Origin of the sequence: Bradyrhizobium sp. WYCCWR 13022 (assembly GCF_030435535.1) — a bacterium.
In the GTDB taxonomy this organism is placed as follows: domain Bacteria; phylum Pseudomonadota; class Alphaproteobacteria; order Rhizobiales; family Xanthobacteraceae; genus Bradyrhizobium.
This window is the reverse complement of sequence record NZ_JAUIZJ010000025.1, coordinates 346,943-365,924: the sequence shown is the minus strand read 5'-3', so window position 1 is coordinate 365,924 and position 18,982 is coordinate 346,943. Positions and strand designations below refer to the sequence as shown.

The 18,982-nt window shown below is 65.4% G+C and carries 20 protein-coding genes; 11 read left to right on the top strand and 9 right to left on the bottom strand.

The annotated features are described in order from the left end of the window. Positions 1 to 129: 129 nt before the first annotated feature. Genes gshB through rsmI form a run of 3 tightly spaced genes read right to left on the bottom strand, consistent with a single transcriptional unit; the run spans position 130 to position 2,432 of the window. Positions 130 to 1,074 (bottom strand): glutathione synthase, encoded by a 945-nt coding sequence (gene gshB / locus QY049_RS31595; RefSeq protein WP_258764433.1) that lies wholly within the window; start codon positions 1,072 to 1,074, stop codon positions 130 to 132. Positions 1,075 to 1,084: 10 nt separating this feature from the next. Next, the gene (locus QY049_RS31590) at positions 1,085 to 1,483 is read right to left on the bottom strand and encodes a YraN family protein (protein WP_194478765.1); all 399 of its coding nucleotides are present in this window, start codon (positions 1,481 to 1,483) and stop codon (positions 1,085 to 1,087) included. Further along, positions 1,470 to 2,432: a 16S rRNA (cytidine(1402)-2'-O)-methyltransferase gene (gene rsmI, locus QY049_RS31585; RefSeq protein WP_194478764.1), complete on the bottom strand. Its 963-nt coding sequence runs from the start codon at positions 2,430 to 2,432 to the stop codon at positions 1,470 to 1,472. Before rsmI ends, QY049_RS31590 begins: the two co-directional genes overlap by 14 nt. A 398-nt stretch (positions 2,433 to 2,830) precedes the next feature. On the opposite strand from rsmI, the gene QY049_RS31580 reads away from it, so the two are divergent. Then, positions 2,831 to 4,018: a penicillin-binding protein activator gene (locus tag QY049_RS31580; RefSeq protein WP_258764432.1), complete on the top strand. Its 1,188-nt coding sequence runs from the start codon at positions 2,831 to 2,833 to the stop codon at positions 4,016 to 4,018. Positions 4,019 to 4,020: 2 nt separating this feature from the next. Here the strand turns inward: QY049_RS31580 and hemW are convergent, their stop codons facing one another. From hemW to rph, 3 genes are read right to left on the bottom strand one after another with little or no spacing between them, the layout of a single operon-like run. Continuing rightward, entirely contained in the window at positions 4,021 to 5,178 is a 1,158-nt protein-coding gene (hemW, locus tag QY049_RS31575; RefSeq protein ID WP_258764431.1) for a radical SAM family heme chaperone HemW, read from the bottom strand. Continuing rightward, positions 5,165 to 5,800, bottom strand: a complete 636-nt coding sequence (gene rdgB, locus QY049_RS31570) for an RdgB/HAM1 family non-canonical purine NTP pyrophosphatase (protein WP_258764430.1) — start codon at positions 5,798 to 5,800, stop codon at positions 5,165 to 5,167. Before rdgB ends, hemW begins: the two co-directional genes overlap by 14 nt. A gap of 11 nt (positions 5,801 to 5,811) precedes the next feature. After that, positions 5,812 to 6,525, bottom strand: a complete 714-nt coding sequence (rph, locus tag QY049_RS31565; protein ID WP_194478760.1) for a ribonuclease PH — start codon at positions 6,523 to 6,525, stop codon at positions 5,812 to 5,814. A 168-nt stretch (positions 6,526 to 6,693) separates the two neighbouring features. On the opposite strand from rph, the gene hrcA reads away from it, so the two are divergent. Both hrcA and grpE read left to right on the top strand, forming a co-directional pair. Beyond that, on the top strand, positions 6,694 to 7,782 hold the full coding sequence (gene hrcA, locus QY049_RS31560; RefSeq protein ID WP_258764429.1) for a heat-inducible transcriptional repressor HrcA: 1,089 nt from the start codon (positions 6,694 to 6,696) through the stop codon (positions 7,780 to 7,782). A 98-nt stretch (positions 7,783 to 7,880) separates the two neighbouring features. Next, a complete protein-coding gene (gene grpE, locus QY049_RS31555) occupies positions 7,881 to 8,486 on the top strand; it encodes a nucleotide exchange factor GrpE (protein WP_194478758.1) in 606 nt (201 codons plus the stop codon). A gap of 60 nt (positions 8,487 to 8,546) precedes the next feature. Here grpE and pncA read toward each other — a convergent pair whose 3' ends face one another. After that, a complete protein-coding gene (gene pncA, locus QY049_RS31550; RefSeq protein ID WP_194478757.1) occupies positions 8,547 to 9,266 on the bottom strand; it encodes a bifunctional nicotinamidase/pyrazinamidase in 720 nt (239 codons plus the stop codon). Positions 9,267 to 9,395: 129 nt separating this feature from the next. Beyond that, positions 9,396 to 10,334 carry a hypothetical protein gene (locus QY049_RS31545; protein ID WP_258764428.1) on the bottom strand — a complete coding sequence of 313 codons (939 nt, stop codon included), beginning with the start codon at positions 10,332 to 10,334 and terminating at the stop codon, positions 9,396 to 9,398. Between the two features lie 397 nt (positions 10,335 to 10,731). Here QY049_RS31545 and dnaK point away from each other — a divergent pair, with 397 nt between their 5' ends. The 8 genes from dnaK to QY049_RS31505 all read left to right on the top strand — a co-directional run bounded on the left by dnaK (position 10,732) and on the right by QY049_RS31505 (position 17,989). After that, entirely contained in the window at positions 10,732 to 12,633 is a 1,902-nt protein-coding gene (gene dnaK / locus QY049_RS31540) for a molecular chaperone DnaK (protein WP_092232313.1), read from the top strand. Positions 12,634 to 12,877: 244 nt separating this feature from the next. Beyond that, on the top strand, positions 12,878 to 14,008 hold the full coding sequence (gene dnaJ / locus QY049_RS31535) for a molecular chaperone DnaJ (RefSeq protein WP_194478755.1): 1,131 nt from the start codon (positions 12,878 to 12,880) through the stop codon (positions 14,006 to 14,008). A 91-nt stretch (positions 14,009 to 14,099) separates the two neighbouring features. After that, positions 14,100 to 14,702 (top strand): class I SAM-dependent methyltransferase, encoded by a 603-nt coding sequence (locus tag QY049_RS31530; RefSeq protein ID WP_194478754.1) that lies wholly within the window; start codon positions 14,100 to 14,102, stop codon positions 14,700 to 14,702. Positions 14,703 to 14,759: 57 nt separating this feature from the next. Next, positions 14,760 to 15,338: an NADPH-dependent FMN reductase gene (locus tag QY049_RS31525; protein WP_258764427.1), complete on the top strand. Its 579-nt coding sequence runs from the start codon at positions 14,760 to 14,762 to the stop codon at positions 15,336 to 15,338. 6 nt (positions 15,339 to 15,344) lie between these two features. Next, entirely contained in the window at positions 15,345 to 16,055 is a 711-nt protein-coding gene (pyrF, locus tag QY049_RS31520; RefSeq protein WP_258764426.1) for an orotidine-5'-phosphate decarboxylase, read from the top strand. Positions 16,056 to 16,080: 25 nt separating this feature from the next. Beyond that, positions 16,081 to 16,392, top strand: a complete 312-nt coding sequence (locus tag QY049_RS31515) for a DUF1330 domain-containing protein (protein WP_194478751.1) — start codon at positions 16,081 to 16,083, stop codon at positions 16,390 to 16,392. A 134-nt stretch (positions 16,393 to 16,526) separates the two neighbouring features. Beyond that, on the top strand, positions 16,527 to 17,342 hold the full coding sequence (gene dapB, locus QY049_RS31510) for a 4-hydroxy-tetrahydrodipicolinate reductase (protein ID WP_194478750.1): 816 nt from the start codon (positions 16,527 to 16,529) through the stop codon (positions 17,340 to 17,342). A gap of 23 nt (positions 17,343 to 17,365) precedes the next feature. After that, positions 17,366 to 17,989, top strand: coding sequence for a 2,3-bisphosphoglycerate-dependent phosphoglycerate mutase (locus QY049_RS31505; RefSeq protein WP_301270384.1), 624 nt, complete (start codon positions 17,366 to 17,368; stop codon positions 17,987 to 17,989). Positions 17,990 to 18,030: 41 nt separating this feature from the next. Here the strand turns inward: QY049_RS31505 and QY049_RS31500 are convergent, their stop codons facing one another. Next, positions 18,031 to 18,927 carry a bifunctional helix-turn-helix domain-containing protein/methylated-DNA--[protein]-cysteine S-methyltransferase gene (locus QY049_RS31500; RefSeq protein WP_301270383.1) on the bottom strand — a complete coding sequence of 299 codons (897 nt, stop codon included), beginning with the start codon at positions 18,925 to 18,927 and terminating at the stop codon, positions 18,031 to 18,033. Positions 18,928 to 18,982: the final 55 nt, after the last annotated feature.

Genomic DNA, 18,982 nt, shown 5'->3' with positions numbered 1-18,982 from the left:
ATGGTGAATCAGAAACAAGCTGATTTGGGAATCCCAAATCGATTCAGATTAAACCCATCCCGCTTTAGTGAATGCCGGGATGACGGCGGGGAGAGATTGTCGGCTCCCCAACGCAATCAATGCAGAATTTTACTTCGCCCGCTTCTGCTCGATCGTGTCCCAGATCCTGGCCGCAACGTCGGGCCCGCCGAGCCGCGCGATGGCGCGGATGCCGGTGGGCGAGGTCACGTTGATCTCGGTGAGGTTGCCGTTGATGACGTCGATGCCGACGAACAGCAGGCCACGCTCGCGCAGCGCCGGGCCGACGGTGGCGCAGATCTCGCGCTCGCGTGGGGTGAGTTCGGTCTCCTTGGCCGCGCCGCCGCGCACCATGTTGGAGCGAAGGTCGTCGGCCGCCGGCACGCGGTTCACCGCGCCGGCGAACTCGCCGTTGACCAGGATGATACGCTTGTCGCCGAGCCTCACCTCGGGGATGAACTGCTGGATCACCCAGGCCTCTTTGAACGTCACCGAGAACATGTCGTAGAGCGAGCCGAAATTCATGTCCTGCGGCATCACGCGGAACACCGCGGCGCCGCCATGGCCGTGCAGCGGCTTCATGACGACGGCACCGTACTTGTCGCGGAACGCGTTGATCTCGTCGAGGTCGCGCGAAATCAGGGTCGGCGGCATGAGCTGCGGAAAATTCATCACGAAAAGTTTTTCGGGCGCATTGCGCACCGAGGCCGGATCGTTGACGACCAGCGTCTTCGGATGAATGCGCTCCAGCATATGCGTCGAGGTGATGTAGGCGAGGTCGAACGGCGGATCCTGGCGCAGCAATACCACGTCGAAGCCGTTCAGCGCCTCGCGCTTGGGCTCGCCAAGAGTGAAGTGATTGCCGGGCTCGTCGCGCACGGTCAGCATCTGCACCGGCGCGACGATTTCCTCGCCGACCATCGAGAGCTTGTCGGGCGTGTAGTAGGACAGGCCATGGCCGCGCTTCTGCGCCTCCAGGAGCAGCGCGAAGGTGGAATCGCCCTTGACGTTGATGCGGGCGATGGGGTCCATCTGGACGGCGACGTTGAGTTTCATGGTCTGCCTTTCAGGTCGAGGCGTCGAATGCCGCCAACACATGGCGCGGAAGTGAGCGCGGCGCAATCAGCATGGCGTCGAATCGCAATTCGAATTCCGCATGCTCGGGATGCGCTGCAAGCCAGCCCTGCGCGGCGTCGATGATGCGCTGCTGCTGGCGTGGCGTCACCGCATAGGCGGCCTCATCGAGGCTGGCGCGTGCCTTGACCTCGACGAAGGCGATCAGGTTGCGGCGGCGCGCCACGAGGTCGATCTCGCCATGCGGCGTGCGATAGCGCTTGGCGAGGATGCGGTAGCCCTTGGCCATCAGATAGGCGGCGGCACGGCTCTCGGCGGAGATCCCGGTGCGGAACGCGGCGACGCGCTCGGGCGAGGCGACCTTCGGTTCCTCATCCCTAGTCTTCGCCATCGTCGCCTCGCACATCCTTGTGCAGATTCTTGGCGAGCTCGAGCGCGCGGGCATAGACCTCGCGGCGCGGCCGGCCCGAGAGCGCGACAGCGTGGGCGACGGCATCCTTGACGCTGTTTGTGGTGAGTTGCGCGCGCAGCAGATCGTCCAGCGCATCCGATGCCAGCACGTCGGCGTCGGCGTCAGGTGGGCCGATCACCAGCACGAACTCGCCGCGCGTTTCCGGCGCGTCCGCTTGTCGCGCGAGCTCGGCGAGGGGCGCACGCCTGACCTCCTCATGCAGCTTGGTCAGCTCGCGGCAGACCGCGGCATCTCGATCACCCATGATCTCGGCGAGATCGGTCAAGGTAGCCTGCATCCGGTTGCCGGATTCGAACATCACCAGCGTCGCATCGATCCGGGCGAGCTCGGCCAGGCGCGAACGTCGCGCGGCGGACTTCGCCGGCAGAAAACCCTCGAAGAAGAAGCGGTCGGTTGGCAGGGCCGCGACCGACAATGCCGCCAGCACCGACGATGGCCCTGGCAGCGCATAGACGGCATGGCCGGCGGCGCAGACCTCGCGCACCAGCTTGTAGCCGGGATCGGAGATCAACGGCGTGCCGGCATCCGACACCAATGCGATCGAGCCGCCGGCCGCAAGCGCCTCCAGGATTTTTGGCCGCGCGGCCTCGGCATTGTGCTCGTGGTATGGCTTGAGCTGCGCCGAGATGTCGTAACGCTCGGTCAGGCGGCGCGTGATGCGGGTATCCTCGCAGGCGATGACATCGACCCCCGCCAGCGTTTGCAGCGCGCGTAGCGTGATATCGCCGAGATTGCCGATCGGGGTCGCGACCAGATGGAGGCCGGCCGCCGCCTTCGGCGCCGCCAGCCGGTGGGCGTCGATGGAGAACCCGCGCGGGGCGGCGTCCATAGCTTCAGTCGTATTTATCGGGGCCGGCTTTGCGCGCATAATGAATCGAACTTAGGCATGATCTCAGGGGCTGGGAACCGGTCCCTCGAAAAAGATCGTGGGGGGCCAGGATACTGAGCCGGAGCGGAGAAGGACTGGAATGTGATCGGCCCGGCATCACATTCCCCAGGGAATGAAGTGCCAGCGCCATATTCGCGGCGGAAACCGCGCCTTGATGCTGGACGTCGAACGGCAAACAGCTGGCCAGGAACGTTAGGGGCTGTCGCGTTAAGCGATCATTATCCTTTTGTTTTGGTTAACTATTTGCCGACAATATGCCTGAATCCGCGGCTTGTGTCGGGGAAAGAGTTTTATGACTGGCCGGCTTGCGGCCGGTCAGAAGAGAAGCTGCCATGGTGGGCCCGCGTGATCTGAAATCTCCCGTCGAGGGGTCCCTGATGTCAGGGGCGACCCGGCGGAGTGCGCTTGGCCTGCTGCTCGGCACGCCATTGCTGTCGGCCTGCGCCGGCGTGCAGCAGAGCCTCAGCCAGTTTTCCAGCCCGTTCTCCGGTTCCTCGCCGCCGGCGCAGCCGGCCGGCCCCCAGCAGCAGGCGACGACCGCCGGCACCGGCGGGGTGAAGGTCGGGTTGATCCTGCCGCTCTCGGCCGCCGGCAATGCCGGGCTCGCCGCGCAATCCATGCGCAACGCCGCCGAGATGGCGCTGGCCGAGTTCCAGAATCCGAACATCCAGCTCCTGATCAAGGACGACAATGGCAGCCCGCAGGGCGCGCAAGCCGGCGCGCAGCAGGCAGTCGACGAAGGCGCCGAGATCATTCTGGGGCCGCTGTTCGCGCAGTCGGTGCCGGCGGTGGCGCAAGTCGCGCGCACGCGCGGCATTTCCGTCATCGCGTTCTCGACCGATTCGAGCATCGCCGGCCGTGGCGTCTATCTCCTGAGCTTCCTGCCGGAGTCCGACGTCAACCGCATCATCGAATACGCGGCCGGCATCGGAAAGCGCTCCGTCGCCGTGCTCGTGCCTGACAATGCCTATGGCAATGTGGTCGAGGCCGCAGTGAAGGCTGCGGTGCCACGGCGTGGCGGCCGCGTCGTCGCGTTCGAGAAATATGGCGCCGATCGCGCGACGCCTGCGCGGACCGTGGCACAGCAGCTCGGTAGCGCCGATGCGCTGTTCATTGCGGATGACGGCGACGCCGTCGTCTCGGTGGCGGATGCGATGACCGCGGCCGGCGCCAATTTGCGCAACATCCAGCTGCTCGGCACCGGGTTGTGGGACAGCCCGCGTGTCTATGCGAGCCCCGCGTTGCAGGGCGGCCTCTACGCCGCACCGGACCCCGCCGGTTTTCGTGCGTTCTCCGGCCGCTATCGCACCAAATACGGAGCCGAGCCGATCCGCACGGCGACGCTCGCCTATGACGCGGTCGCGCTCGTCGCAGCGCTCGCGCGCACGCAGGGCGGCACGCGCTTCTCGCCCGACGTGCTCACCAACCCCTCGGGTTTCGCCGGCATCGACGGCCTGTTCCGCTTCCGCGCCGATGGCACCAACGAGCGCGGGCTCGCGGTGATGAAGGTGACGACGGGCGGCGGTGTTGCGGTCGCGGGCTCGCCGAAGAGTTTTGGGGCGTAACGCTACGCTGCGAGATCCGCAACCACCGCATCCAGCACCGGAAATCCGCTGCTGGTCACCCGCAGCCGTCCCGTCGCATCGACCGTGATTGCGCCTTCCTCGCGCAGCAGCGCGATGCGGCCGGGATCGAGCGGACGGCCGGACAGCGCCTTGTAGCGCTCAGGGTCGATGCCCTCCGCAAGCCGCAACCCCATCAGCAAGAATTCGTCGGCGCGTTCTTCGCTGTTGAGGAGGTCGTCGGTGACGACGCCGTCGCCGCTGGTTTCGACCCGCATCAGCCAGGCTTCGGGACGCTTCTCGGTGGCGGTGGCGTGCCTGATACCGTCGATGTCGAGGCGGCCATGGGCGCCGGGACCGATGCCGGCATATTCCTCGCCGCGCCAGTACACCAGATTGTGCCGGCACTCAGCGCCGCGCCGCGCGTGGTTGGAGATCTCGTAGGCGGGCAGGCCGAGCTCGTCGCAGGTCTCCTGCGTGACGTCGTAGAGCGCACGCGCGACCGCTTCGTCGGGCGTCTTCAATTTACCCGCCTGGTGCAGGCCGAAGAACGGCGTGCCTTCCTCGATCGTCAATTGATAGAGCGACAGATGCTCGGCTGCCTCGTCGATCGCGAGCCGCAGTTCATCGGCCCACATCGCCGGCGTCTGGTCGGGGCGCGCGTAGATCAGGTCGAACGAGTAGCGATCGAACGAGCGGCGCGCGATGGCGACGGCATCGAGCGCCTCGCGCGCGCTGTGCATCCGGCCGAGCGCTTTCAGCGAGGCATCATCCAGCGCCTGCACGCCGAGCGAGACGCGGTTGACGCCGGCTGAGCGATAGCCGGCGAAGCGCGTGGCTTCGACGCTGGTCGGGTTTGCTTCCAGCGTGACTTCGACGTCGTTCGCAACCATCCAGTGCTTGCCGATGGCATCGAGCACCGCGCCGACCGTGGCCGGCTGCATCAGTGATGGCGTGCCGCCACCGAGGAAGATCGAGGTGACCTCGCGGCCGGGCGCGCGCTGCGCGGTCGTTTCGATCTCGCGCGCGAAGGCGGAAGCAAAACGCGTCTCGTCGATCGCGGCGTGGCGAACATGGCTGTTGAAGTCGCAATAGGGACATTTCGACAGGCAGAACGGCCAGTGCACGTAGACGCCGAACGCATCCTTATTAGCGCGGCTCAAGGCAGATCTCCGCCAGTTTCACGAAGGCGCGGGCGCGATGCGACAGGCCGAGACCGAGCGGCGGCAGGCCGTGCTTCTCGATGCTGTCCATCTCGCCGAAGGTGCGCGTGTGACCATCGGGCAAAAACATCGGATCGTATCCGAAACCGGCAGTGCCGCGCGGCGGCCACGCCAGCGTGCCGTCGACGCGCGCCTCGACCTCCTCGAGATGATTGTCGGGCCAGGCAACGCAGAGCGCGGAGACGAAATGGGCCTTGCGCTTGTCGGGCGTGGTGGCGCCGCGCTCCTGCAACAGGCGCTCGATCTGCGCCATCGCTGCGGCAAAGTCCTTCGAGGGACCGGCCCAGCGCGCGCTGTAGATGCCCGGTGCGCCGTCGAGCGCGTCGACCACGATGCCGGAATCGTCGGCGAAGGACGGAAGCCCGGTGGCCTGCGCCGCCGCGATCGCCTTGATCGCGGCGTTGCTGCGGAAGTCGTTGCCGGTCTCGTCGGGCTCGCCCAAGCCGAGCTCGCCGGCCGACACCACCTCGATGCCGTGCGGCGCGAGCAGCTCCTTCATCTCGGCGAGCTTGCCGGGATTATGGGTCGCGATGACCAGCTTTCCGGTGATTCGGCGGTGCATGGGCCTATTGACTACGCGACAGCCAGTTTCTGCAAGTCCACCAGACGCGCGATACCCTTCTGCGCCAGTGCGATCAGCTTCAGGAACTCGTCCTGCGTGAACGGCTCGCGTTCCGCGGTGCCCTGCACCTCGATGATGCGGCCGTCGCCGGTCATGACGAAATTGGCGTCGGTCTCGGCTTCGGAATCCTCGGCATAGTCGAGATCCAACACCGGCGTGCCGTTGTAGATGCCGCAGGAGATCGCGGCGACGTTGTCGCGCATGACGTTGGCCTTGACCATGTTGCGCGTCTTCATCCAGTTGATGCAGTCGGCGAGCGCGACCCAGGCGCCGGTGATCGAGGCGGTGCGGGTGCCGCCGTCGGCCTGGAGCACGTCGCAATCGACCGTGATCTGGCGCTCACCGAGCGCTTCGAGATCGACGATGGTGCGAAGCGAGCGGCCGATCAGACGCTGGATCTCGACGGTGCGGCCGCTCTGCTTGCCGGCGGCGGCCTCGCGGCGGGTCCGTTCGGAGGTCGCGCGCGGCAGCATGCCGTATTCGGCGGTGACCCAGCCGCGCCCCTGGCCCTTCAGCCACGGCGGCAGGCGGTCTTCCAGCGTGGCGGTGACGAGCACGTGGGTGTCGCCGAATTTCACGAGGCAGGAGCCTTCCGCATATTTGACCACGCCACGCTCCAGCGTCACGGGGCGCAATTCGTCGGGCGCACGGCGGCTTGGCCGCATGGGAATCCTCCAAAACTCGCAAGGAATAGGCTGTTCGCGGTGCTTGTAGGTGGGGTGAGGGTGAGCAGCAAGGCTTTTTCACCCCCTGATGTCCACCCCGCAAACGCCACGCTTGTCAGACGCGCCCGGGATGGACAAATTACAAGCAACTGACAGGAGTTACCGTCTGTGGCCCATCACGATCCGATCCATCTGATCGCGCCGCGCGCGGGCCTCGCCCAGCTCAACGAGCGTTCCCGCGACATCTTTCGTCAAATTGTCGAAAGCTACCTCGCGACCGGCGAGCCCGTGGGCTCGCGCAACATTTCGCGCTTGATCGCGATGCCGCTGTCGCCGGCCTCGGTCCGCAACGTCATGGCCGATCTGGAACAGCTCGGCCTGATCTATGCCCCGCACACCTCGGCCGGCCGGCTGCCGACGGAACTCGGCCTGCGCTTCTTCGTCGATGCCCTGATGCAGGTCGGCGATCTCAACGAGGCCGAACGGCAGTCGATCCAGAGCCAGCTCGCCACCGTCGGGCACGCCCAATCGGTGGAAGCGGCGCTGGACCAGGCGCTGACCCGGCTTTCGGGGCTGACGCGCGCCGCAGCCGTGGTGCTGACGCCAAAATCCAATGCCCGGCTGAAGCACATCGAATTCGTCCGATTGGAACCCGAGAAGGCGCTGGTGATCCTGGTCGGCGAGGACGGCCAGGTCGAAAACCGCGTGCTGACGCTGCCGCCTGGGGTTCCTTCCTCGGCCATGACCGAAGCCGGCAATTTCCTCAATGCGCGAATTCGGGGGCGGACGCTCGCCGAAGCGCGGCTCGAGCTCGAAACCGCGCTCGGCGAGGCCCGCGCCGAGCTCGATCAATTGGCGCAAAAGGTGATCTCGGCGGGAATCGCAAGCTGGTCGGGCGGCGAGAACGAGGACCGTCAGCTCATCGTTCGCGGCCACGCCAATCTGCTGGAAGACCTGCATGCGCTGGAGGATCTCGAGCGCGTCAGGTTGCTGTTCGAGGATCTCGAGACCAAGCGCGGCGTGATCGATCTGCTCGGGCGGGCCGAAACCGCCGAAGGCGTCAGGATCTTCATTGGCAGCGAGAACAAGCTGTTTTCCCTGTCGGGCTCCTCCACCATCATCTCACCCTATCGGGATGCCGCCGGCCACATCGTCGGTGTTTTGGGCGTGATCGGGCCGACACGGCTGAATTATGCCCGCGTGATCCCGACCGTGGACTACGCCGCCCGCATCGTCAGTCGCCTGCTGGGGGGCTGACCGGCATTTGAGCCGATCACGGGCGCTTGATTTTCAGCGCCCGAAGCACGATATCCGGGCCAGAAAAATCCCGTGAGACGAGTTCGAGAAGAGAGCCGATGACCGATCGAGACCGGCAACCCGAAGACACGACTGCTGCGACCGGCGAGCCCGTGGTGTCGAAGCCCTACATCATGCCTGATGATCCCGAGCCCGGTTCGGTGGAATTGCTGCAGAAGGAAGCCGCCGAGGCGCGCGACCGCATGCTGCGGACGCTGGCCGAGATGGAGAATCTGCGCAAGCGCACCGCCAAGGAAGTCGCCGACTCCAAACTCTACGGCGTCACCGGCTTTGCCCGCGACGTGCTCGACATCGCCGACAACCTTCAACGCGCGCTCGATGCCGTTCCGGCCGAAGCGCGTGCCGCCGCCGATCCCGGCCTGATCGCGCTGATCGAAGGCGTCGAGCTCACCGAGCGTTCGCTGCTCAGCGCGCTGGAAAAGCACGGCGTGAAGAAGTTCGACCCGCAGGGCCAGAAGTTCGACCCGAACTTCCAGCAGGCCATGTACGAGGTGCCTGATGCGTCGGTGCCCGCGGGCACCGTGGTGCAGGTCATGCAGGCCGGCTACACCATCGGCGAGCGCGTGCTGCGCCCGGCGCTGGTCGGCGTCGCCAAGGGCGGCGCGAAGCCTGCGCCCGCGGCGAACAGCAACGAAGCGAACTGAGTTTTGGCGTCATTCCGGGGCGATGCGAAGCATCGCGCCCGGAACGACTGCGCGAAATCCTTACGCGCTCGCGATATCCGCAGACTGGATCCGCTTCACGCCGGCCTTGGCCATGTCGGCCCAGGCCTTTGCCAGCGAGCCCTGCGTATCGATGCCGCGGCAGGCGTCCTCCACGACATAGACCTCAAAACCCGCCTTGCGCGCATCGAGCGCGGTCCACGCGACGCAGAAGTCGGTGGCGAGACCCGCAACGAAGACGCGCTTGATCTTGCGCGACTTCAGATAGGCGGCGAGGCCTGTCGTTGTCTTGCCGTCGGCTTCGAGGAACGCCGAATAGCTGTCGACGTCCTTGTGGAAGCCCTTGCGGATGATGAGCTCGGCCTGCGGGATCGAGAGATCCTTCGAGAGCGAGGCGCCGTCGGTGCCCTGCACGCAATGGTCGGGCCATAGCACCTGCTTGCCGTAGGGCAGGTCGATGGTCTCGAACGGCTTCTTGCCCGAATGAGCAGATGCGAAGGAAACGTGGCCGGGCGTGTGCCAGTCCTGCGTCATCACGACGTTCGCAAACGCCTTCGCCATCTTGTTGATGACGGGCACGACCTGCTCGCCTTCCTTCACCGCGAGGCTGCCGCCGGGCAGGAAGCAGTTCTGCACGTCGATCACGAGCAGCGCGGAAGCGTCGTCCGGCTTGATCGTCGCTGCCGCGAACAGCGCCGATGGAGCGAAGCTCGCAAGCGCGGTCGTCCCCAGCGCGGCCAAGATCTGTCGTCGATTGAGCATCGTCCGCCTCCCCTCCAGGATGATCTAAAGCTGATCCAACGGAGAGAAGCCTAGTTCCGTTCGTGTACGAACGAAAGCCCGAAAATACAGCCGGCTCTGGTGAACGCTTGGGCTGTCAGCCCCGGGGTCCTACCCCTTCGGCTGGATGCCGTCGCGCACGGCGCGGAAGCGGGTGAAGGCGTCGGACCATTGGTCTCGCGGGGCGCTGGCGATGATGCGCAGCGAGGTGCCGCCGCCGAAGCGGATCCACTGCACGACCGTCACCGGGGTCTTGTCCTTGCCGCTGACGCCGTCGATCCGGGTCTCGAAGCCGGGCTGGCTGTTGATGCGGATCGGCTCCGACATGGTGATCCTGGTTTCGCGCAAGCCCGGGATCTGAAGCGCCGCCTCCTGGGCGAAGCGGGCGCGGTCGTCGGCCTGCTGCGGGGTGGCGCCGATCAGGCCGAGGATCATGAACGGCTTCGATTCGTAGCCCGAACTTTCATTGCCGTCGGCCAGGATGATGCTCGAACCCGGCACCAGCGTACGAACGTCCTTGAATCCGGCGAGATCGGTGACCTTGAACGGCAACAGCCCGATCTGCTCGTCGGCCGACACCTCCTTGCGGATGGTGGCGGTCGCAAACATCTGCCGTACCGCCTCGTCGGTGTAGATCTTCGAGGCGTTCTCGGGGACTTGCACCGCGACATAGCCGGAGAAGCCGGTGCCCGGCACGATCATCGAATAGCGCTTCACCAGCGTGTCGCCGGCCTTGCCGCTTTCGGCGGTAAAATAGGCAAGGCCCGCCGATGTCTCGATCTTGTCCGGCTTGACGCCGTTGGTGCCGGCCGGATTGGCGTTGAAGGCGCTGACGACCTCGTTGTAGGCCGCCGGCGGCAACTCGGTGATCAGCACCTTGACGCTGCCGTCCTCGTTCTCGAAACCCGGAAAGGTCTTCGACTTGCTGAGGCCGACCAGCGGCACCATGCCGAGACGCAGACCCGGCGGATACACGGCGTCGGCGGCAAGGGCCGGAAGCGCGGAGGCCACCAGGAGGGCGAGCGCGGCGAGGGGGCGGATCAGCTTCATGGGCACTCTGATTGGTTCATATTGAGGCCATTCGATGGTGGGCCACCGGGCCGATTTGTCGCGCGAAGCAGCCCCTTGACGAGGCTGTCCGGCCGGCCCGCCTTTTAGCGGGTTTGGTGGGCCGGTAACAGGGCAGGGCGGATCGCGCCGGCGGGGCTGGCAGTTGGCCGAACCTGTTAACAATTCCTCACCCGCAACTACGGTGAAGCCCGGATAGGATCTTCCAAAACCCAATGTTTTCACGGTCCAAACTTGCGTTCGGTCCTTGCGGCCCCCTCCCCCCCTCCTATATGAGCCTCAATCATCGCAATATCGCGGATGTTTGATCTTAGGGGGTTTCGGTTCGGGTGCCTTCTGGGCCCAGCCAACCTGCCGCAAAAAGAAGGATATCAGGACCATGGGAAAGGTCATTGGGATCGACCTCGGCACCACGAATTCGTGCGTCGCCGTGATGGATGGCAAAAACGCCAAAGTTATCGAGAATTCCGAAGGCATGCGCACGACGCCTTCGATCGTCGCCGTGACTGACGACGGTGAGCGCCTCGTCGGCCAGCCTGCCAAGCGCCAGGCCGTCACCAATCCTGAGCGTACGTTCTTCGCAGTGAAGCGCCTCATCGGCCGCCGCTACGACGACCCCATGGTCGAGAAGGACAAGAAGCTCGTTCCGTACAAGATCGTGAAGGCTTCCAATGGCGACGCCTGGGTCGAGGCCGACGGCCAGACCTATTCGCCCTCGCAGGTCTCGGCGTTCATCCTGCAGAAGATGAAGGAGACCGCGGAAGCCCATCTCGGCCAGAAGGTCGACCAGGCGGTCATCACCGTTCCTGCCTACTTCAACGACGCCCAGCGCCAGGCCACCAAGGACGCCGGCAAGATCGCAGGCCTCGAGGTGCTGCGCATCATCAACGAGCCGACGGCGGCTGCGCTCGCCTATGGCCTCGACAAGACCAAGGCCGGCACCATCGCCGTGTACGACCTCGGCGGCGGCACGTTCGATATTTCCATTCTCGAAATCGGCGACGGCGTGTTCGAGGTGAAGTCGACCAACGGCGACACCTTCCTCGGCGGCGAAGACTTCGACATGCGCCTCGTGGGCTACCTCGCGGACGAATTCCAGAAGGAGCAGGGCATCAACCTGCGCAACGACAAGCTCGCGTTGCAGCGCCTGAAGGAAGCCGCTGAAAAGGCCAAGATCGAGCTGTCGTCGACGACGCAGACCGAGATCAACCTGCCCTTCATCACCGCGGACCAGACCGGCCCGAAGCATCTGACGATGAAGCTCACCCGCGCCAAGTTCGAGGCGCTGGTCGACGACCTCGTCCAGAAGACCGTCGAGCCCTGCCGCAAGGCGCTGAAGGACGCCGGCGTCACCGCCGGTGAGATCGGCGAAGTCGTTCTGGTCGGCGGCATGTCGCGCATGCCGAAGGTCCAGGAAGTCGTGAAGCAGCTGTTCGGCAAGGAGCCGCACAAGGGCGTCAATCCGGACGAAGTCGTGGCGATCGGCGCCGCGATCCAGGCCGGCGTGCTCCAGGGCGACGTCAAGGACGTGCTGCTGCTCGACGTGACCCCGCTGTCGCTGGGCATCGAGACGCTGGGCGGCGTGTTCACCCGCATCATCGACCGCAACACCACGATCCCGACCAAGAAGAGCCAGGTGTTCTCGACTGCCGAGGACAACCAGAACGCGGTCACCATCCGCGTCTTCCAGGGCGAGCGTGAGATGGCGGCCGACAACAAGATGCTCGGCCAGTTCGACCTGATGGGCATTCCGCCGGCGCCGCGCGGCATGCCGCAGATCGAGGTGACCTTCGACATCGACGCCAACGGCATCGTCAACGTCTCGGCCAAGGACAAGGCCACCGGCAAGGAGCAGCAGATCCGCATCCAGGCCTCCGGCGGTCTGTCGGAAGCCGACATCGACAAGATGGTCAAGGACGCCGAGGCCAATGCCGCGGCCGACAAGCAGCGCCGCGAGGCGGTCGATGCCAAGAACCACGCCGACGCGCTGGTGCACTCCACCGAGAAGGCGCTGGCCGAGCACGGTTCGAAGGTTGCCGAGACCGAGCGCCGCGCCATCGAGGACGCCGTCAGCGACCTCAAGGAAGCGCTGAAGGGCAGCGATGCCGAGGCGATCAAGGCCAAGACCAACACGCTGGCCCAGGCTTCGATGAAGCTCGGCGAGGCCATGTACAAGCAGCAGGCCGAAGCCGATGCGGCCAAGGACGCTGCGAAGGATGACGTCGTCGACGCGGAATTCACCGAAGTCGACGACGACAAGAACAACAAGAAGTCCGCCTGAAGCCCGAGAGGGTATGATGCGGACGGCTTGGACCCAACGCGCTGAAATGGCCTCCCCCCTCGAGGGGGAGGCTGTCGCGTCCGATACGACGGGCGGATCGCGCGTTACGATCAATCAATTCCCAGACGTTATGCTCAACGCTGCCATGCAGCCCGCTGCCACGATGCGGAAGGCTGCCTATATCGTCGCGTGGCGAAATTGTTTCGCACCGACTTGAATCGCGATTGGATAGGCCGAGTCAGACATGTCCACCAAGCGCTGCTATTACGAGACCCTCGAAGTCGAACGCTCTGCCGACGATTCCGTCCTGAAATCGTCCTTCCGCAAGCTGGCGATGAAGTTTCATCCCGATCGCAATCCCGGGGACGACAGCAGCGAGGTCAAGTTCAAGGAAATCAACGAGGCCTACGAGGTCCTGAAGGACAAGGACAAGCGCGCGGCCTATGACCGGTTCGGCCACGCTGCTTTCGAGCAGGGCGGTCCCGGCGGCGGCGGTGCAGGTTTCGGCGCGGGCTTCGCTTCTTCTTTCTCCGACATTTTCGAAGATCTGTTCGGCATGGCCGGGCAGCGCGGCCGTGGCGGCCGCGAGCGTGGCGCGGACCTGCGCTACAACATGGAAATCACCCTCGAGGAAGCCTTTGGCGGCAAGACCGCGCAGATCGAGATTCCGGTCTCGGTCACCTGCGAGGCCTGCTCGGGCATCGGTGCCAAGGCCGGCACCAAGCCGAAGACCTGCTCGACCTGCGGCGGTGCCGGCCGGGTGCGGCAGTCGCAGGGCTTCTTCACCCTCGAGCGCACCTGCCCCGGCTGTCAGGGCCGCGGCCAGATGATCGAGGACGCCTGCCCGTCCTGCTCGGGCCAGGGCCGCGTCACCCGCGAGCGCACGCTGTCGGTCAACATTCCGCAAGGCGTCGAGGACGGCACCAGGATCAGGCTCGCCGGCGAAGGCGAGGCCGGCGTCCGCGGCGGACCGCCCGGCGACCTCTACATCTTCCTGTCGCTGGCGCAGCACCAGTTCTTCCAGCGCGACGGTGCCGACCTGCATTGCCGTGTGCCGATCTCGATGGTGACGGCTGCACTCGGCGGCGAGTTCGAAGTGCCGACCATCGACAAGGGCAAGGCCAAGGTGAAGGTCCCCGCCGGAACCCAATCCGCCCGTCGATTTCGCATTGCATCAAAGGGTATGCCGGTGCTCCGCTCGCGCCAGATGGGCGATATGTACGTCCAGGTCGTGGTCGAGACCCCGCAGAACCTCACCAAGAAACAGCAGGAGTTGCTGGCCGAGTTCGAAAAACTCTCCTCCGGCAATACCCAGCCGGAATCCGAGGGTTTCTTCGCCAAGGTCAAGGACTTCTTCGGTAACCGGGCGAATTGAGCCGGCTTGACCGTATCGTGTTCGGCCTATACGTCTTTATGACCATTTTCTGACGCCGCGGTCACGCGGTCTCGTCCCGTCCGGTCCAGACATGCCATTGCCGTCGTCGTCCGCGCGTGCGTTGAAGAAGCCCCGTCTCGATGACGAGGTGCGTTTTCTCAGGTCGTGGATCGAGAAGCCGCTGCACATGGGCGCGGTGATGCCGTCGGGCAAGCTGCTGGCGCGGACCATGGCCCATTACGTCGATATCGATTCCGATGCACCGGTGGTCGAGCTCGGACCCGGCACGGGTGCCATCACCTCGGCCCTGATCGAGCGTGGGGTCGACCAGAAGCGTCTCGTCCTCGTCGAATACAATCCCGGCTTCTGCGCGCTGCTGCGCGACCGCTATCCGCACGCCAAGGTGGTGCAGGGCGATGCCTATCGCCTGCGCGACACGCTCTGGAATGTGCTGAGCGCGCCGGCCAGCGCCGTCGTCTCCGGCCTGCCGCTCGTGACGAAACCGATGCTGACGCGCCTTCGGCTCATCCGCGATGCGTTCACGGCGCTCGCGCCCGGCGCGCCCTTCGTTCAATTCACCTATGCGGTGGTGCCGCCGATCCCGAAATCGCTGCCCGGCGTGTCCACAGAGGCCTCGGAACGGATCTGGATGAACCTTCCGCCGGCCCGCGTCTGGGTGTATCGCAAGGACTAATCCCGCCGGCTTCCTTCTGTGCGCGGCGGGCTCGTTTCGCCGAACGTATGGAAGAGGATGTCAGCCCCCAAGATCCTGGTCATTCCCGGCTCGCTGCGCACCGGCTCGCACAATGTGAAGCTGGCGGCGGTCGCCGCGTATGAGTGCGCCCAGGCCGGGGTCGAGGTCACGCGAATCTCGCTTGCCGATTTTCCGCTGCCGATCTACGACGGCGATCTCCAGGCCAAATCGGGCGTGCCCAAGCACGCCATCAATCTCAAGCGCATGATCGGCGCGCATCATGGTGTGCTGTTCGTCTCGCCCGAATACAACGCCTCGGTACCGCCGCTGCTGAAGAACGCGATCGACTGGGTGAGCCGCGTGCAGGATCCGCACGAGGCGCGCGGCGAGGTCTTCCGCAACCGCGCCTTCGCGCTCGCCGGTGCTTCGCAGAGCCGGTTAGGGGCCGCTCGCGCGCTGCAGGCGTTGAGGCTGATTTTGACGGCGTGCCACGCCAACGTGATCGCCGGTCAGTTCACGCTCGCCTTTGCCGACCAGGCCTATGACGATATGGACAGGCTCAAGAGCCAGGCCGATCGCGACGGGCTGAAGGAGATGGTGCGGCAGTTGATCGACCTTTCCCAACGCATGATGTGAGGTGACATGACGCCAGCCGAAATCGCCCCGAAGGACCGCCTGATCGTTGCGCTCGACTTGCCCAGCGTCGATGCCGCGGAGGCGATGATCGCAAGGCTCGGCGACAGCGTCACCTTCTACAAGATCGGCTACCGTCTCGCTTATGCCGGCGGCTTGCCGCTGGTCGCCAAGCTCGCCGACAGCGGCAAGAAGGTTTTTCTCGATCTCAAGCTGCACGACATCGGCAACACGGTGTCGCAAGGCGTCGAGAGCATCACCAGACTGGGCGCGACCTTCCTCACCGTTCACGCCTATCCGCAGACCATGAAGGGCGCCGTCGAGGGCCGCGGCTCTTCGACATTGAAGATCCTCGCCGTCACGGTGCTGACCTCCTACAATTCGGATGATCTGCACGCGGCCGGCTACCGGCTCGGCGTCTCCGAACTGGTCGAAGCGCGCGCGCAGCAGGCGCAGGTGCTCGGCATCGACGGCCTCGTGTCCTCGCCCGAGGAAGTCGGAGCCTTGCGCAAGATCGTCGGTCACCAGATGCATCTCGTCACGCCCGGCATCCGTCCGGCGGGATCGGCCACTGGCGATCAGAAGCGCATCATGACACCCGGCCGTGCGATCAGTGCCGGCGCGGATTATCTCGTCGTCGGGCGCCCGGTGGTGGAAGCCTCGGACCCCAGGGCTGCGGCTGACGCCATCCAGGCCGAGATCGCGCAAGCGCTCGCCTAACCACCAACAACCAGGGAGAAGAACAATGGCAAAGGGCTACTGGATCGGACGCGTCGATGTGAGCAATGACGAGGGCTACAAGCCCTACGCCGTCGCCAATGGTCCGATCTTCAAGAAGTGGGGCGGCCGCTTCGTCGTCCGCGCCGGCAAGTTCACCACCGTCGAGGGTGCCAGCCGCACCCGCAACGTGGTGATCGAATTCCCCGACTATCAGACCGCGATCGCGTGCTACAACTCGCCGGAATACCAGGCCAATATCAAGGTGCGCCAGCCGCACTCGCTCGCCGACCTCATCATCATCGAGGGCTATGACGGCCCACAGCCGTCGGAGGGTTGAAACGCGCTGTCATTCCGGGTTCGGCTCTGCGAGCCGCCCCGGAATGACGGTGAACGTGGCGTCACCGCCACCTGATCCCCTTCGGTTGCCGGAACTGCATCCCGCCGCTACAACGGCCTTGAGAGGATCACACCATGTCAGACATGCGCTTGATTGTTGCTGGAGCCGGCGGCCGGATGGGCCGCGCCCTCACGCGGGCGATTGCCGACAGCAAAGGCGCGGTGCTGGCTGGCGCCCTGGAGGCGCCGGGCTCGGAGCTGCTCGGCAAGGATGCCGGCGTGCTCGCCGGCCTGCCGGCCAACGGCATCAAGCTGTCCGCCGACCTCTGGGCGATGTCGAAGGACGCCGACGGCATTCTGGATTTCACCGTGCCGGCCGCGACGATTGCCAATGTCGCGATCGCCGCCGAGCGCGGGCTCGTCCATGTCATCGGCACCACCGGGCTGTCGACGTCGGACAACGCCGTGATCAAGAGCGTCACCAACCGCGCGGTCGTGGTGCAATCGGGCAACATGAGCCTGGGCGTCAATCTGCTCGCCGCCGTGGTCAAGCGCGTCGCCAAGGCGCTCGATGAAAGCTTCGACATCGAGATCGTCGAAACCCATCACCGCATGAAGGTCGACGCACCCTCGGGCACCGCACTGATGCTGGGTCAGGCAGCCGCGGCCGGTCGCGGCATCTCGCTGGAGGAGCATTCGGAGCGCGGCCGCGACGGCATCACCGGCGCGCGCAAGCCGGGCGCAATCGGCTTTGCCTCCTTGCGCGGCGGCACGGTTGCCGGCGAGCACAGCGTCACCTTCCTCGGCCCGTTCGAGCGGCTGACGCTGTCGCACCTCGCCGAAGACCGCATGCTGTTCGCGCACGGCGCGCTCAAGGCGGCGCTGTGGGCGCATGGCAAGAAGCCGGGGCACTACTCCATGGCCGACGTGCTCGGCCTCGCTGACATCTAGAAGAACCAAACGGAAAGCACTCAATGAGCGAACGTCTTCTCGTGCTCGTGCGGCACGGCCAGAGCGAATGGAATCTGAAGAACCTGTTCACCGGCTGGAAGGATCCCGATCTCACCGAGCTCGGCGTGAAGGAAGCGGTGGAAGCCGGCCGCAAGCTGAAAGCACAAGGCCTGGTGTTCGACGTCGCCTACACCTCGGTGCTGACGCGCGCGCAGCGCACACTCGACCTGATCCTCGGCGAGCTCGGCCAGACCGGCCTGCCGACGTCGAAGAATCTCGCGCTGAACGAGCGCGACTATGGCGATCTGTCCGGCCTCAACAAGGACGACGCGCGCAAGAAGTGGGGCGAGGACCAGGTGCTGATCTGGCGCCGCTCCTACGACGTGCCGCCGCCCGGCGGCGAAAGCCTCAAGGACACGCTGGCGCGCGCGCTGCCCTATTACGTGCAGGAGATCCTGCCCGGCGTGCTCAACGGCAAGCGCACGCTGGTTGCCGCGCACGGCAATTCGCTGCGCGCGTTGATCATGGTGCTGGAGAAGCTGTCGCCCGAAGGCATCCTGAAACGCGAACTCGCGACCGGCGTGCCGATCATCTACCGGCTCAATGCGGATTCGACGGTGGCGTCGAAGCTGGATCTGGCGGGCTGACTTCTTCGCCTCTCCCCGCAAGCGGGGCGAGGGAGAAGAATTCACTGCATCCCCAGCTGCCCGGCTTCCCAGCCCAGCATCGCCTGCTTGCGGGTGATGCCCCAGTGATAGCCGGTCAGCGTGCCGCTCTTGCCGAGCGCACGGTGGCAGGGCACGACGAAGGAGACCGGGTTCCTTCCGACGGCCGCCCCGACGGCGCGCGAGGCCTTTGGATTGTTGATGTTGCAGGCGATGTCCGAATACGACACCGCGCGGCCCATCGGAATCTTCAGCAGCGTCTCCCAGACCCGCACCTCGAAATCGGTGCCGATCATGACAACGCGCAGCGGCTGGTCCGGCCGCCACAGCTTCGTATCGAAGATGCGCGCCGCGAGCGGTGCGGTGCCCTCGTGATCTTCGACGTAGATCGCATTCGGCCAGCGCCGCGTCATGTCGGCGAGCACGGCCTTCTCCTCGCCGGGATCGGCGAAGGCGAGGCCCGAGAGACCGCGGTCGGTCGCGATCACGATGGCGGTGCCGAACGGCGAGGGGTGGAAGCCGTAGCGCAGGGTGAGGCCCGCGCCGCCGTTCTTCCACTCGCCCGGCGACATCGCTTCGTGGGTGACGAAGAGATCGTGCAACCGGCCGGGACCGGAGAGCCCTGAATCGAGCGCGGCGTCGAGGATGCTCGCGGAATCCCGCAAGAGTCCCTTGGCGTGGTCGAGCGTGAGCGCCTGCATGAAGGCCTTCGGCGTGATCGAGGCCCAGCGACGGAACAGATGATGCAGCTCATCCGGCGTGACGCCGGCCGCATCCGCCATCGCCTCGATGGTCGGCTGCGCGCGCCAGTTCTCCGAGATGAAGGCGATCGCCCGGCGTACCGAATCATAGTCGCGCAGCGCGGCGTTCTGGGAGCCCGGCTTGGCCAGGCGCTGGTCATGTATGGCGAGGGTCATCATGACCGGAAATGTAGGTGAGGGCAGGCTTGGAAACCACCCGATTTCCGACTGGGAA